Annotated in this window: 15 protein-coding genes; 14 read left to right on the plus strand and 1 reads right to left on the minus strand. The window is 55.2% G+C overall.

The features are described from left to right. The first annotated feature begins 47 nt into the window (after window positions 1-47). Both cysH and F0Q32_RS13005 read left to right on the plus strand, forming a co-directional pair. Window positions 48-782 carry a phosphoadenosine phosphosulfate reductase gene (gene cysH, locus F0Q32_RS12995; protein WP_149463402.1) on the plus strand — a complete coding sequence of 245 codons (735 nt, stop codon included), beginning with the start codon at window positions 48-50 and terminating at the stop codon, window positions 780-782. Window positions 783-1,046: 264 nt separating this feature from the next. Further along, window positions 1,047-1,199, plus strand: a complete 153-nt coding sequence (locus tag F0Q32_RS13005; RefSeq protein ID WP_149463403.1) for a Hok/Gef family protein — start codon at window positions 1,047-1,049, stop codon at window positions 1,197-1,199. Between the two features lie 65 nt (window positions 1,200-1,264). On the opposite strand, the gene F0Q32_RS13010 is transcribed toward F0Q32_RS13005, so the two are convergent. Then, window positions 1,265-2,308 carry an aminopeptidase gene (locus F0Q32_RS13010; RefSeq protein WP_149463404.1) on the minus strand — a complete coding sequence of 348 codons (1,044 nt, stop codon included), beginning with the start codon at window positions 2,306-2,308 and terminating at the stop codon, window positions 1,265-1,267. A gap of 248 nt (window positions 2,309-2,556) precedes the next feature. On the opposite strand from F0Q32_RS13010, the gene cysG reads away from it, so the two are divergent. From cysG to nlpD, 12 genes are all read left to right on the plus strand, one after another. After that, window positions 2,557-3,963 carry a siroheme synthase CysG gene (gene cysG / locus F0Q32_RS13015; RefSeq protein WP_188016861.1) on the plus strand — a complete coding sequence of 469 codons (1,407 nt, stop codon included), beginning with the start codon at window positions 2,557-2,559 and terminating at the stop codon, window positions 3,961-3,963. A 9-nt stretch (window positions 3,964-3,972) separates the two neighbouring features. Next, window positions 3,973-4,881, plus strand: coding sequence for a sulfate adenylyltransferase subunit CysD (cysD, locus tag F0Q32_RS13020; protein WP_015963247.1), 909 nt, complete (start codon window positions 3,973-3,975; stop codon window positions 4,879-4,881). A gap of 9 nt (window positions 4,882-4,890) precedes the next feature. Continuing rightward, on the plus strand, window positions 4,891-6,318 hold the full coding sequence (gene cysN, locus F0Q32_RS13025; protein WP_149463405.1) for a sulfate adenylyltransferase subunit CysN: 1,428 nt from the start codon (window positions 4,891-4,893) through the stop codon (window positions 6,316-6,318). Next, the gene (gene cysC / locus F0Q32_RS13030; RefSeq protein ID WP_149463406.1) at window positions 6,318-6,923 is read left to right on the plus strand and encodes an adenylyl-sulfate kinase; all 606 of its coding nucleotides are present in this window, start codon (window positions 6,318-6,320) and stop codon (window positions 6,921-6,923) included. The genes cysN and cysC overlap by 1 nt, the downstream gene beginning before the upstream one ends. Window positions 6,924-6,966: 43 nt before the next feature. Then, the gene (locus tag F0Q32_RS13035; protein ID WP_149463407.1) at window positions 6,967-7,293 is read left to right on the plus strand and encodes a DUF3561 family protein; all 327 of its coding nucleotides are present in this window, start codon (window positions 6,967-6,969) and stop codon (window positions 7,291-7,293) included. 163 nt (window positions 7,294-7,456) lie between these two features. Continuing rightward, window positions 7,457-7,768 (plus strand): cell division protein FtsB, encoded by a 312-nt coding sequence (gene ftsB, locus F0Q32_RS13040; protein ID WP_015963251.1) that lies wholly within the window; start codon window positions 7,457-7,459, stop codon window positions 7,766-7,768. A gap of 24 nt (window positions 7,769-7,792) precedes the next feature. Further along, window positions 7,793-8,503: a 2-C-methyl-D-erythritol 4-phosphate cytidylyltransferase gene (ispD, locus tag F0Q32_RS13045; protein WP_149463408.1), complete on the plus strand. Its 711-nt coding sequence runs from the start codon at window positions 7,793-7,795 to the stop codon at window positions 8,501-8,503. Continuing rightward, window positions 8,503-8,982, plus strand: coding sequence for a 2-C-methyl-D-erythritol 2,4-cyclodiphosphate synthase (gene ispF / locus F0Q32_RS13050; RefSeq protein WP_015963253.1), 480 nt, complete (start codon window positions 8,503-8,505; stop codon window positions 8,980-8,982). Before ispD ends, ispF begins: the two co-directional genes overlap by 1 nt. Continuing rightward, window positions 8,979-10,028, plus strand: coding sequence for a tRNA pseudouridine(13) synthase TruD (gene truD / locus F0Q32_RS13055; RefSeq protein WP_149463409.1), 1,050 nt, complete (start codon window positions 8,979-8,981; stop codon window positions 10,026-10,028). Before ispF ends, truD begins: the two co-directional genes overlap by 4 nt. Then, window positions 10,009-10,770, plus strand: coding sequence for a 5'/3'-nucleotidase SurE (gene surE, locus F0Q32_RS13060; protein ID WP_015963255.1), 762 nt, complete (start codon window positions 10,009-10,011; stop codon window positions 10,768-10,770). The genes truD and surE overlap by 20 nt, the downstream gene beginning before the upstream one ends. After that, the gene (locus F0Q32_RS13065) at window positions 10,764-11,390 is read left to right on the plus strand and encodes a protein-L-isoaspartate(D-aspartate) O-methyltransferase (RefSeq protein WP_149463410.1); all 627 of its coding nucleotides are present in this window, start codon (window positions 10,764-10,766) and stop codon (window positions 11,388-11,390) included. The genes surE and F0Q32_RS13065 overlap by 7 nt, the downstream gene beginning before the upstream one ends. A gap of 125 nt (window positions 11,391-11,515) precedes the next feature. After that, on the plus strand, window positions 11,516-12,673 hold the full coding sequence (gene nlpD / locus F0Q32_RS13070; RefSeq protein ID WP_149463411.1) for a murein hydrolase activator NlpD: 1,158 nt from the start codon (window positions 11,516-11,518) through the stop codon (window positions 12,671-12,673). Window positions 12,674-12,735: the final 62 nt, after the last annotated feature.

A 12,735-nucleotide genomic window follows, 5' to 3' on the forward strand; every position in this document is an offset into this window, starting at 1 on the left:
TAAGACGCGTAAGCGTCGCATCAGGCAAGGCAAACAGTGAGGAATCTATGTCCAAACTCGATCTAAACGCCCTGAACGAACTGTCGAAGGTAGATCGCATTCTGGCACTGGCGGAAACTAACGCCGAGCTTGAAAAACTGGATGCTGAAGGCCGCGTCGCCTGGGCGCTGGATAATCTGCCCGGTGAATATGTGCTTTCTTCCAGCTTCGGCATTCAGGCGGCGGTGAGCCTGCATCTGGTGAATCAGATTCGCCCGGATATTCCGGTGATCCTCACCGATACCGGTTATCTGTTCCCGGAAACCTACCACTTTATTGACGAGTTAACGGACAAACTCAAGCTCAATCTGAAAGTGTACCGCGCTACCGAAAGCGCCGCCTGGCAGGAAGCGCGCTACGGAAAACTGTGGGAGCAGGGCGTTGAAGGCATTGAAAAGTACAACGATATCAACAAAGTCGAACCGATGAACCGGGCGCTGAAAGAACTGAACGCACAAACGTGGTTTGCTGGCCTGCGCCGTGAACAATCCGGCAGCCGCGCTAATTTACCGGTGCTGGCAATTCAGCGTGGCGTATTTAAAGTGCTGCCGATTATCGACTGGGATAACCGAACTATTTATCAGTACCTGCAAAAACATGGCCTGAAATATCACCCATTATGGGACGAAGGATATTTATCGGTTGGTGATACCCATACAACTCGAAAATGGGAACCCGGTATGGCGGAAGAAGAAACGCGTTTCTTTGGCTTAAAAAGGGAATGTGGGCTGCACGAAGGGTAAAACTTCGCACCGCGTAATAAATGCCTCTGTCTGAAATGATGGGGGCGTTTTTATTTTGCGAGCAGCATTCCGGCATTTAAACGTGAATATAGCAGGGGAAATCAACAGTTATAGAATGGCGTCGGGTGCTTGAGGCTGTCTGGCGTTGAGCATTCGCGAGGTTCCAGATGGACAAAAGCCCCAGGCGATATTTCTATCAACCTGAGGCTCGCGTTCGAACGTAGCAATTCGAATGTTAGTCTCTTCTTTGCAGGGAGGCAAGACATGCTAACAAAATATGCCCTTGTGGCAATCATAGTGCTGTGTTTTACAGTACTGGGATTCACGCTGATGGTAGGCGACTCGTTGTGTGAGTTGAGTATCAGAGAACGTGGTCTGGAGTTTAAGGCAGTTCTCGCTTACGAATCGAAGAAGTAGCCACCACGCGGGGATAAACCCCCGCGTATTGGATTGTGATGGTTTGGTCTCCGGCGCCCTTTTACCTAAACCTTCCCCGCCTTTGCCAGTTCCTTCACCAGCGGCATCATCACCTTCACTACATCACGGCTGCGGCGTTCTATTCTGCCCGGTAGGGCTTTATCAAGATACTGCTGATTATCCAGCCGTGCGTCGTGCCAGCTGTTCCCTTCGGGGAAGCTGCGCGTTTTGGCACGTTGCTGATAACCATCTTTTTTCCCTAACGACCAGTTCGTGGCTTCGACAGACAACACGGGAATACCCGCGTTATCAAACACCTCAGCGTCATTACAGCACCCGGTACCTTTAGGATAATCAGGATTCAAACCTGGGTTGGTAAAGGCGGAAATACCCTTGCTGCGCGCAATTGCCAGCGCGCGGTCACGCGTGAGTTTTCGTACCGACGCCGGGGTTTTGACGCCGCTATTGAAATAGAGCTTATCGCCGACGACCAGATTATCGAGGTTGATAACCAGCAGTGTATTTTTCTTCTCGGCGGCGCTCATGCGTTTGAGCAGATTCTCCGCGCCCAGCTTGCCTTCTTCCTCGCCGCTGGTGGCGACGAAGCGAATGCCGTACTCCGTCGGCACGTCTTTCAGACGCTCTGCCAGCTCAAGCATCACGCCCAATCCCATCGCGTTATCATCAATACCCTGAAGCGTCAGCCCGCCGAGATTATTTTCGACATCGCCATCGTTTTGCGGCGCATAGGTGTCCAGATGCGCCATCACAATAATCTGCTGCTGCGATTTACCTTCATGCGCCGCGATAACGGTGCTGCCAATCACGTTATGCCAGTTCTGGCGGTTATTTTTGGCGGTGTAGATATAGCGGCTGTGGAACGTGCGGATATCGCTTTGATAACCCATTTTGGCAAACTGCTGACGCAAATAATCTGCCGACAGCATCTCTGCCGGTGTGCCGGTAATACGGCCAGGGAAATAGGTTGCGATATAGCGAGCCTGGGTGTTTGCGATAGAACCGGGCGACGTCGTTGTCGCCAGTACCGGGAAGGCAGAGCATACGCCAAGCGCCAGTGCAAAGAGGCGGCGACGCAGTGCGGAAGACATAGGGAAATCCTTTAAACAATGCAAAAAATTAGACGCAGCCAGTATGAAACCGAGGCGGTAAATACACAATTTCATTTCTTCTTAAATGCCCAAAAAAGAGGGTGTTAAGCACTTTTTGATCTTTGCTTTTTCAGGTTGTTATTCCTTTGAGGAACTACTCATTCCATTTCGTAATTTCATTTGCACTATGGGGCACCCTATAGTCCCCCTATGACTGATTGTTAGTGAGTTGTAACTCTGTGGATTATCTGCCCCTTTTTGCCGCTGTGAAAGACCGCACTGCCCTAGTGGTGGGCGGTGATGACACTGCTGCTCGTAAGATTACGTTTCTGCTTCGCGCGGGGGCTAACGTTCAGGTCGTGAGCGAAATGCTGTGCGACGAGTTGGCGGCTCTGGTGGCGGATAACAAGATCGCATGGCTGGCAGACTCTTTTCAGGAAATACAGCTCGATAGCGTTTTCCTCGTGATTGCCGCCACTGAAAATACTGCTCTCAATCAGCGCATTTATGATGCGGCAAATGACCGTCAGCGGTTGGTGAATGTGGTGGATAGCCCATCGCAGTGCTCCTTTATTTTCCCGTCGATTGTCGACAGATCGCCACTGCTGGTGGCGATCTCATCCGGAGGCACCGCGCCGGTACTGGCACGCATCCTGCGCGAAAAAATTGAAGCGCTGCTGCCAACGCGCTTAGGCCTGCTGGCTGAAGCGGCCAGTTACTGGCGTCATGCGATTAAAACGCACCTGAAAACCACCGACGAACGCCGTCGATTCTGGGAGCGCGTGTTCCGTGGTCGTATTGCCAACATGTTGCTTGCCGGCAATCAGCAGGCGGCGGAAGCGGCATTACAGGACGAGTTGACCCAGCCTCAGCGACGTGTGGGCGAGATTATTCTGGTGGGCGCAGGGCCGGGTGATGCCGGGCTGCTGACGCTGCGCGGGCTTCAGGTTATTCAGCAGGCGGATATCGTTTTCTACGATCATCTGGTCAGCGATGCCGTACTCGAACTGATTCGCCGCGACGCGGAGCGGGTGTGTGTGGGTAAACGCGCAGGCGCCACCTCCGTTCCTCAACACGAAACCAATCGCCTGCTGGTTGACGCGGCGCGAGAAGGCAAAAACGTGGTGCGTCTTAAAGGGGGTGACCCGTTTATTTTCGGGCGCGGCGGCGAAGAACTTCAGGCGGCAGCAGAAGCGGGAATTCCTTTCCAGATCGTCCCTGGCGTGACGGCAGCCGCAGGCGCAACGGCATATGCGGGTATCCCGCTAACCCACCGCGACTACGCGCAAAGCGTCACTTTCGTCACCGGGCACTACAAAGCGGACAGCACGCCCTTTGACTGGAAACAACTGGCGCAAAGCCGTCAGACGCTGGCGATTTATATGGGCACCATGAAAGCGGCGGAAATTAGCCAACAACTGATTCAACACGGACGCGATAGTGAAACGCCGGTGGCGGTAATTTCGCGCGGTACGCGTGCGGACCAACAGATAAAAACAGGCACCCTGCAACAACTCGAAAACCTGGCGAAAGAGGCCCCCATGCCAGCACTGCTGGTGGTCGGCGAAGTGGTGGAACTGCATCACCAGCTCACCTGGTTTCAACACACAACAGACTCAGAAAATTTCGATTCTTCTGTAGTGAATCTGGCTTAAGGAACGGTTATGGACCAAAAACGACTCACTCACCTGCGGCAACTGGAGGCGGAAAGCATCCATATCATCCGTGAGGTGGCCGCCGAATTCGCCAACCCGGTCATGATGTATTCGATCGGCAAGGACTCCAGCGTGATGCTGCACCTGGCGCGTAAAGCGTTCTATCCGGGAACCCTGCCGTTCCCGCTGCTGCACGTAGATACCGGCTGGAAATTCCGTGAGATGTACGAGTTCCGCGACCGTACCGCGAAAGCCTATGGCTGTGAGCTGCTGGTGCATAAAAACCCGGAAGGCGTGGCGATGGGGATCAACCCGTTCGTGCACGGCAGCGCCAAGCACACCGATATCATGAAAACTGAAGGCCTGAAACAGGCGCTGAATAAATACGGTTTTGACGCCGCGTTCGGCGGGGCGCGTCGTGATGAAGAGAAGTCGCGTGCCAAAGAGCGTATCTACTCTTTCCGCGACCGTTTCCACCGCTGGGACCCGAAAAATCAGCGCCCGGAGCTGTGGCACAACTACAACGGTCAGATCAACAAAGGCGAAAGCATCCGCGTCTTCCCGCTCTCCAACTGGACCGAGCTGGATATCTGGCAATATATCTATCTGGAAAATATCGAAATTGTACCGCTGTATCTGGCGGCAGAGCGCCCGGTGCTGGAGCGCGACGGTATGCTGATGATGATCGATGACGATCGCATCGATTTACAGCCGGGTGAGGTTATTAAAAAACGCATGGTGCGCTTCCGTACCCTCGGCTGCTGGCCGCTGACCGGCGCAGTAGAATCTGATGCGCAGACGCTGCCGGAAATCATCGAAGAGATGCTGGTTTCGACCACCAGTGAGCGTCAGGGCCGCGTGATTGACCGCGACCAGGCAGGCTCGATGGAGCTTAAAAAACGTCAGGGTTATTTCTAAGGAGCCGCCATGAACAGTTCAATTGCACAACAAATTGCGGATGAAGGCGGCGTTGAAGCGTACCTGCACGCCCAGCAACACAAAAGCCTGCTGCGTTTTCTGACCTGCGGCAGCGTGGATGACGGCAAAAGTACGCTGATTGGCCGTTTGCTGCACGATACCCGTCAGATTTATGAAGATCAGCTCTCTTCGCTGCACAATGACAGTAAACGTCACGGTACGCAGGGTGAGCGTCTGGATCTGGCGTTGCTGGTCGATGGCCTTCAGGCTGAACGCGAGCAGGGCATTACCATTGATGTGGCGTATCGCTATTTCTCTACTGAGAAGCGCAAATTTATTATTGCCGATACCCCTGGGCACGAGCAGTACACCCGTAACATGGCGACCGGCGCGTCCACCTGCGACCTGGCGATCCTGCTGATCGACGCCCGTAAAGGCGTGCTCGATCAAACCCGCCGCCACAGTTTTATCTCCACGCTGCTGGGGATCAAACACCTGCTCGTCGCGGTCAACAAAATGGATCTGGTTGAATTCAGCGAAGAGAAGTTTGAGCAGATCCGTCAGGACTATCTGACCTTTGCCGAACAATTGCCTGGCAACCTTGATATCCGTTTCGTGCCGCTATCGGCGCTGGAAGGGGATAACGTTGCCAGTCAGAGTGAAAAAATGCCGTGGTACAGCGGCCCGACGCTGCTGGAAGTGCTCGAAACCGTGCAGATTCAGCGTGTGGTCGACACTCAGCCAATGCGTTTCCCGGTGCAGTATGTGAACCGCCCGAACCTCGATTTCCGCGGATTCTCCGGCACGCTGGCTTCGGGTCATGTTCAGGTTGGGCAACGCATTAAAGTGCTGCCGTCAGGCGTGGAATCTTCCATCGCGCGCATTGTCACCTTCGATGGCGACTTGCAGGAGGCGTTTGCCGGCGAAGCTGTGACGCTGGTGCTGAAGGACGAAATCGACATCAGCCGTGGCGACCTGCTGCTGGATGCCACCGAAACGCTGCCGGCTGTGCAGAGCGCATCCGTGGATGTGGTGTGGATGGCGGAGCAACCGCTGGCGGCGGGCCAGAGCTATGACATTAAAATCGCAGGCAAGAAAACCCGCGCCCGCGTGGACGGTATTCAGTATCAGGTGGATATCAATAACCTGACCCAGCGTGACGTTGATAACCTGCCGCTGAACGGGATTGGCCTTGTGGATCTGACCTTTGATGAACCGCTGGTGCTGGATAAATACCAGCAAAACCCGGTGACCGGCGGCCTTATCTTCATTGATCGTCTGACCAACGTCACGGTGGGCGCTGGCATGGTGCGCGAACCGAATACGACCCCGACGGCTGTGGCATCGGAATTCAGCGCCTTTGAGCTGGAACTCAACGCGCTGGTGCGTAAACACTTCCCACACTGGGGCGCGCGTGACCTGCTGGGAGGCAAGTGATGGCGGTGCATGACGAAAACGTCGTCTGGCACGCTCATCCGGTCACCGCACAACAGCGTGAGCAACTCCACGGTCATCGTGGGGTTGTGCTGTGGTTTACCGGGCTTTCGGGCTCGGGTAAATCGACCGTTGCCGGGGCGCTGGAAGAAGCGTTGCATAAGCTTGGCGTCAGCACTTATCTGCTGGATGGCGACAACGTGCGTCACGGTTTGTGCAGCGATCTGGGTTTTAGCGATGACGATCGCAAAGAGAATATCCGTCGGGTGGGCGAAGTGGCTAACCTGATGGTAGATGCCGGGCTGGTAGTTTTAACGGCGTTTATCTCTCCGCATCGTGCTGAGCGTCAGATGGTGCGCGAGCGAGTGGGGGAAGGGCGCTTTATCGAAGTGTTTGTTGATACGCCGCTTGATACCTGCGAGGCCCGCGATCCCAAAGGCTTATACAAGAAAGCGCGTGCCGGTGAACTGCGCAATTTCACCGGTATTGATTCAGTCTATGAATCCCCTGAGCGTCCTGAAATCCACCTCGATGGTGAACAATTGGTAACAAATTTAGTGGACCAAATGTTAGACCTGCTGAGACAGGACGATATCATCAGATCCTGAGAGAGTGCCGGGCGTATCGTTGCCCGGCCTGACAGGATTAACTATGCGCAATACTCAAAACATCAGCCTGACGCGTTCAGAGTCCATCCCCCCGCCCGATGACGAAACCACCTGGTCTTTGTCAGGCGCCACCGTGGGTTTCGTCGCCTGGCTGATTGCATTGGGTATTCCCTACCTTTGGTATGGTAATAACACCCTGTTCTTCTTCCTCTATACCTGGCCTTTCTTCCTTGCGCTGATGCCCGTTGCCGTGGTGATTGGCGTGGCAATCCACTCGCTGGTGAACAGCAAATTGCGCTACAGTATTATCGCAACGTTGGTTACCGTCGCCGCGTTGTGCGGTCTATTATTTCTATGGTTGATGGGCTAAGCCTGACGTTTTTTGTGAAAATCCGCATAATCGCCCGACAACGAGACATAAGTATCGGCAGGCAAAATGTGATACATTGCCCGCGTGACGCGGTATCGTCCGCAGCCGGCGTAGAGTACGACGGCAAGTTTTGGGATGATGATGCCGTTTTTCAGGGGGCAGGATGGGTAAATTAACGCTGCTATTACTGGCTTTGCTGGTGTGGTTGCAGTATTCGCTGTGGTTCGGCAAAAATGGTCTGCATGACTTTAGCCGTGTCCGTGATGATGTGTCAGTACAAGAGGCGACTAACGCCAAATTAAAAGCGCGCAACGATCAGCTTTTCGCCGAAATTGATGACCTTAACGGCGGCCAGGAAGCTATCGAAGAACGCGCACGCAATGAACTCAGCATGACGAAACCGGGTGAAACCTTCTACCGTCTGGTGCCGGATGCGTCGAAACGCAATCAGAGTTCAGGGCAAACAAACCGATAAACAGAATAAGCCCAGGATTAACACATGGCAGCAACTTTTCCGGGCGTTTGCGCCGTGGTTCCGGCGGCCGGATTTGGTCGCCGCATGCAAACGGACTGCCCGAAACAATATCTCTCAATCGGTAACAAAACGATTCTCGAACATTCGGTGGATGCGCTGCTGGCAAATGCGCGCGTCCAGCGGGTGATCATCGCTGTCTCTCCCGGAGACGAGCGTTTCAGCCAACTCTCTCTGGCACAGCATCCGCAAATTACCGTCGTTGACGGCGGCGCCGAACGTGCCGATTCTGTGCTTTCAGGCCTGAAAGCCGCTGGGGATGCTGAGTGGGTGCTGGTGCACGATGCCGCGCGGCCTTGTTTACATCAGGATGACCTGGCGCGTCTGCTGGCGCTGTGCGCAACCAGCCGCGTCGGCGGTATTCTGGCCGCCCCGGTGCGCGATACCATGAAACGCGCGGAGCCCGGCAAACCGACTATCGCCCATACGGTTGACCGCAACGATCTGTGGCATGCCCTGACACCGCAGTTTTTCCCCCGCGAATTACTCTTCGATTGCCTGACCCGGGCGCTCAACGAAGGCGCAACCATCACCGATGAAGCATCGGCGCTGGAATATTGTGGTTTTCATCCGGCGCTGGTTGCCGGACGCGCTGATAATATTAAAGTGACACGCCCGGAAGATCTGGCGCTGGCAGAATTTTACCTCACCCGATCGGGACACCAGGAGAAAGCATAATGCGAATTGGACACGGTTTTGATGTACACGCGTTTGGCGGCGAAGGGCCGATTATTATCGGCGGCGTGCGCATCCCTTACGAGAAAGGGCTGCTCGCCCACTCGGACGGCGACGTCGCTCTCCATGCGCTGACCGATGCCCTGCTTGGCGCGGCGGCACTGGGCGATATTGGGAAACTTTTCCCGGACACCGACCCGGCGTTCAAAGGCGCAGACAGCCGCGCGCTGCTGCGCGAAGCCTGGAAACGCGTGCAGGCGAAGGGCTACACCCTGAGCAACGTCGATGTCACTATCATTGCCCAGGCGCCGAAAATGCTGCCGCATATCCCGCAAATGCGTGTCTTTATCGCTGAAGATCTTGGCTGCCATATGGATGACGTTAACGTAAAAGCGACCACCACTGAAAAACTCGGTTTTACCGGGCGCGGTGAAGGCATCGCCTGCGAAGCGGTCGCTCTGTTGTATAAGGCAAACAAATGATTGCATTCGATGACCTGACTTACCTGCACGGTAAGCCGCAGGGACACGGGCTGCTGAAAGCCAACCCGGAAGATTTTCTGGTGGTGGAAGACTTAGGATTCGAGCCCGACGGCGAAGGTGAACACATTCTGGTGCGCATCCTGAAAAATGGCTGCAATACCCGTTTCGTGGCTGACGCGCTGGCGAAATTCCTGAAAATTCACGCTCGCGAAGTGAGCTTTGCCGGGCAGAAAGACAAACACGCGGTCACCGAGCAGTGGCTCTGCGCGCGCGTGCCGGGCAAAGAGATGCCCGATTTAAGTAAGTTCGAGCTGGAAGGCTGCCAGGTGCTGGAGTATGCGCGACATAAGCGTAAACTGCGTTTAGGCGCGCTGAAGGGCAATCAGTTCACGATTATTCTGCGCGAAGTCAGTCATCGCGAGGATGTCGACACGCGCCTGCAGGCGATTAACGCCCAGGGTGTGCCGAACTATTTTGGCGCTCAGCGTTTTGGTATTAGCGGCAGTAATCTTCAGGGTGCGCTGCGCTGGGCCGAAAGCGGTGCGCCGGTGCGCGATCGCAATAAACGCAGTTTTTGGTTGTCGGCAGCGCGAAGTGCGTTGTTTAATCAGTTGGCGAGCGCGCGCTTACAGAAACCGGAATTTAATCAAGTTGTTGATGGCGATGCGCTACAATTAGCGGGACGCGGCAGCTGGTTTGTCGCCACGCCTGAAGAAATGCCCGAATTGCAAACGCGAGTGGACGCGCACGAATTGATGATCACCGCGTCAATGCCGGGTAGCGGCGACTGGGGAACCCAGCGTGAAGCGCTCGCATTTGAACAACTTCAGCTTGCAGAAGAAACCGCGCTCCAGTCGCTGCTGGTGCGCGAAAAAGTAGAGGCCGCGCGGCGCGCGATGCTGCTCTATCCACAACAGCTTGAGTGGAACTGGTGGGACGACGTAACCGTCGAGTTGCGTTTCTGGCTCCCGGCGGGCAGCTTTGCGACCAGCGTGGTAAGGGAACTTATCAATACAACAGGTGAATATGCGAATATTGCTGAGTAACGATGACGGGATCCACGCGCCAGGCATACAGGCACTGGCCAGAGCCTTACGGGAGTTTGCCGAGGTTCAGGTAGTTGCACCCGATCGTAACCGCAGTGGCGCATCAAACTCGCTGACGCTGGAATCTTCTCTTCGTACTTTTACGTTTGAAAACGGCGATATCGCCGTGCAGATGGGCACGCCGACGGACTGTGTCTATCTCGGCGTCAATGCCCTGATGCGCCCGCGTCCTGATATCGTCGTGTCAGGTATTAATGCCGGGCCGAATCTGGGCGATGACGTTATCTATTCCGGCACCGTCGCGGCGGCGATGGAGGGGCGTCACCTCGGTTTTCCGGCGCTGGCGGTTTCGCTGAATGGCACGCAGCATTACGACACGGCGGCGGCGGTCACCTGTACGTTACTGCGCGCGCTGGCGCGTGAACCACTGCGCACCGGGCGTATTCTCAACGTCAACGTGCCGGACTTACCGCTCGATCAAATCAAAGGCATTCGCGTTACCCGCTGCGGCAGCCGGCATCCGGCAGATAAAGTGATTCCGCAGCAGGATCCCCGCGGCAATACGCTTTACTGGATTGGCCCGCCCGGCGAAAAACAGGACGCTGGCCCGGATACGGATTTTGCCGCGGTTGACGCCGGGTATGTTTCCGTCACGCCGCTGCATGTCGATTTAACCGCGCACAGCGCCCGTGAAGTTGTCGGCAGCTGGCTGGAACAGGCGGGAGTGGATACGCAATGGTAAGCGGACGCGTACTGGCCCTTCTGGAACAACTTCGCACACAGGGCATTCGTGACGAGCGGGTGCTGGATGCCATTGCTCGTGTTCCACGCGAAAAATTTGTCGATGAAGCGTTTGAACATAAAGCCTGGGAAAACGTCGCCTTGCCGATAGGGCAGGGGCAAACTATTTCTCAGCCTTATATGGTTGCGCGAATGACCGAGCTGCTTGAACTGACGCCGGAGTCGCGGGTGCTGGAAATTGGCACGGGCTCAGGCTATCAAACGGCGATTCTGGCGCATCTGGTGCAGCGCGTATGTTCGGTTGAACGTATCAAAAGTCTGCAATGGCACGCAAGACGTCGCCTGAAGCAGCTTGATTTGCATAATATCTCTACTCGCCATGGCGATGGCTGGCAGGGTTGGCAGGCGCGTGCGCCTTTCGACGCCATTATCGTCACGGCTGCACCGCCGGAAATTCCGGTGGCGCTGATGTCGCAGCTGGATGAAGGCGGCATTCTCGTTTTACCCGTGGGCGATGAACATCAGTTTTTAAAACGTGTTCATCGATGGGGAGGCGAATTCATTATTGATACCGTGGAAGCTGTGCGTTTTGTTCCTTTAGTCAAAGGAGAGTTGGCCTGAGACCCGGATTTTTCTTAGGTTTTTCGGCGCAATTCAGCGTATCGTGGGGAGACTTTGTAAGAGTCCACGATGGACGCGACACGGTTATTAAAACACTGGCAGTTAACACTATTCCTGGGGGATAAATGAGCGCGGGAAGCCCAAAAATCACCGTACGCCGTGTTGCGGCATTATCACTGGTTTCACTCTGGCTGGCAGGCTGTACGTCTTCGGACAATCCCCCTGCGCCAGTAACCTCTGTTAACGGAAACACCTCCAGCAGCACCAATTCCGGCATGCTCATCACGCCGCAGCAGAAAGCGGGCGCGACGGCGCAAAACAACGTGCCAGCCACGCCGCAAATCCAACCGGTGCAGCCGGTACAAACTCAGCCGACGCAGATTCAGCCGGTCACTCAGCAACCTGTTGCCCAGCAGCCGGTGCAAATGCAGAACGGCCACATCGTCTATAACCGTAAATACGGCGATATTCCGAAAGGCAGTTACGCGGGCGGAAGCACCTACACCGTCAAGCATGGCGACACGCTTTTCTATATCGCATGGGTCACCGGTAACGACTTCCGCGACCTGGCGCAGCGCAACAATGTCGCCGCGCCTTACGCGCTGAATGTCGGCCAGGTGCTGCAAGTTGGGAACGCGTCCGGTCAGCCGATTACCGGTAATAATCCGGTCGCCATGGCCAGCACGCAGGCGGCAACCACTTCTCAGACGGCGGTCGCAAAACCTGCACAAAATTCAACCGTGGCTGTTGCGTCGCAACCAACAATTACGTATTCTGAGGATTCAGGTGAACAAAGTGCTAACAAGATGTTGCCTAATAACAAGCCTGCGACGACAGTCACAGCGCCTGTAACAGCACCGGTTGCGAGCTCTTCCGTACCCAATGCCAGCAGTACGACAACCAGCGCGCCAATTTCGTCCTGGCGCTGGCCAACTGACGGCAAAATCATCGAAGGCTTTGGCGGCTCCGAAGGAGGCAACAAAGGCATCGATATCGCAGGTAGCAAAGGACAGGCTATCACCGCGACCGCGGATGGTCGCGTTGTGTATGCCGGTAATGCGCTGCGAGGTTACGGTAACTTAATTATCATCAAACATAACGATGATTACCTGAGCGCCTACGCCCATAACGACACAATGCTGGTCCGGGAACAACAAGAGGTCAAGGCGGGGCAAAAAATAGCTACCATGGGTAGCACCGGAACCAGTTCTACACGCTTGCATTTTGAAATTCGTTACAAGGGGAAATCCGTAAACCCGCTGCAGTATTTGCCGCAGCGATAATTCGGCAGAGTACTAAGCACGGAGTCATTCAGGCGGTGTAAACGCGCCGTCTGAAGATGAAG

This window comes from Pseudocitrobacter sp. 73 (assembly GCF_008369545.1).
Taxonomy (GTDB): domain Bacteria; phylum Pseudomonadota; class Gammaproteobacteria; order Enterobacterales; family Enterobacteriaceae; genus Pseudocitrobacter; species Pseudocitrobacter vendiensis.

Bases quoted from the DNA above. Each gene is read 5' to 3' on its own strand.
- nlpD (WP_149463411.1), top strand. From the start codon at position 11,516: ATGAGCGCGGGAAGCCCAAAAATCACCGTACGCCGTGTTGCGGCATTA.
- cysC (WP_149463406.1), top strand. From the start codon at position 6,318: ATGGCGGTGCATGACGAAAACGTCGTCTGGCACGCTCATCCGGTCACC.
- F0Q32_RS13010 (WP_149463404.1), bottom strand. From the start codon at position 2,308: ATGTCTTCCGCACTGCGTCGCCGCCTCTTTGCACTGGCGCTTGGCGTA.
- F0Q32_RS13035 (WP_149463407.1), top strand. From the start codon at position 6,967: ATGCGCAATACTCAAAACATCAGCCTGACGCGTTCAGAGTCCATCCCC.
- truD (WP_149463409.1), top strand. From the start codon at position 8,979: ATGATTGCATTCGATGACCTGACTTACCTGCACGGTAAGCCGCAGGGA.
- ispF (WP_015963253.1), top strand. From the start codon at position 8,503: ATGCGAATTGGACACGGTTTTGATGTACACGCGTTTGGCGGCGAAGGG.
- cysH (WP_149463402.1), top strand. From the start codon at position 48: ATGTCCAAACTCGATCTAAACGCCCTGAACGAACTGTCGAAGGTAGAT.
- ispD (WP_149463408.1), top strand. From the start codon at position 7,793: ATGGCAGCAACTTTTCCGGGCGTTTGCGCCGTGGTTCCGGCGGCCGGA.
- cysD (WP_015963247.1), top strand. From the start codon at position 3,973: ATGGACCAAAAACGACTCACTCACCTGCGGCAACTGGAGGCGGAAAGC.
- cysN (WP_149463405.1), top strand. From the start codon at position 4,891: ATGAACAGTTCAATTGCACAACAAATTGCGGATGAAGGCGGCGTTGAA.
- F0Q32_RS13065 (WP_149463410.1), top strand. From the start codon at position 10,764: ATGGTAAGCGGACGCGTACTGGCCCTTCTGGAACAACTTCGCACACAG.
- ftsB (WP_015963251.1), top strand. From the start codon at position 7,457: ATGGGTAAATTAACGCTGCTATTACTGGCTTTGCTGGTGTGGTTGCAG.
- F0Q32_RS13005 (WP_149463403.1), top strand. From the start codon at position 1,047: ATGCTAACAAAATATGCCCTTGTGGCAATCATAGTGCTGTGTTTTACA.
- surE (WP_015963255.1), top strand. From the start codon at position 10,009: ATGCGAATATTGCTGAGTAACGATGACGGGATCCACGCGCCAGGCATA.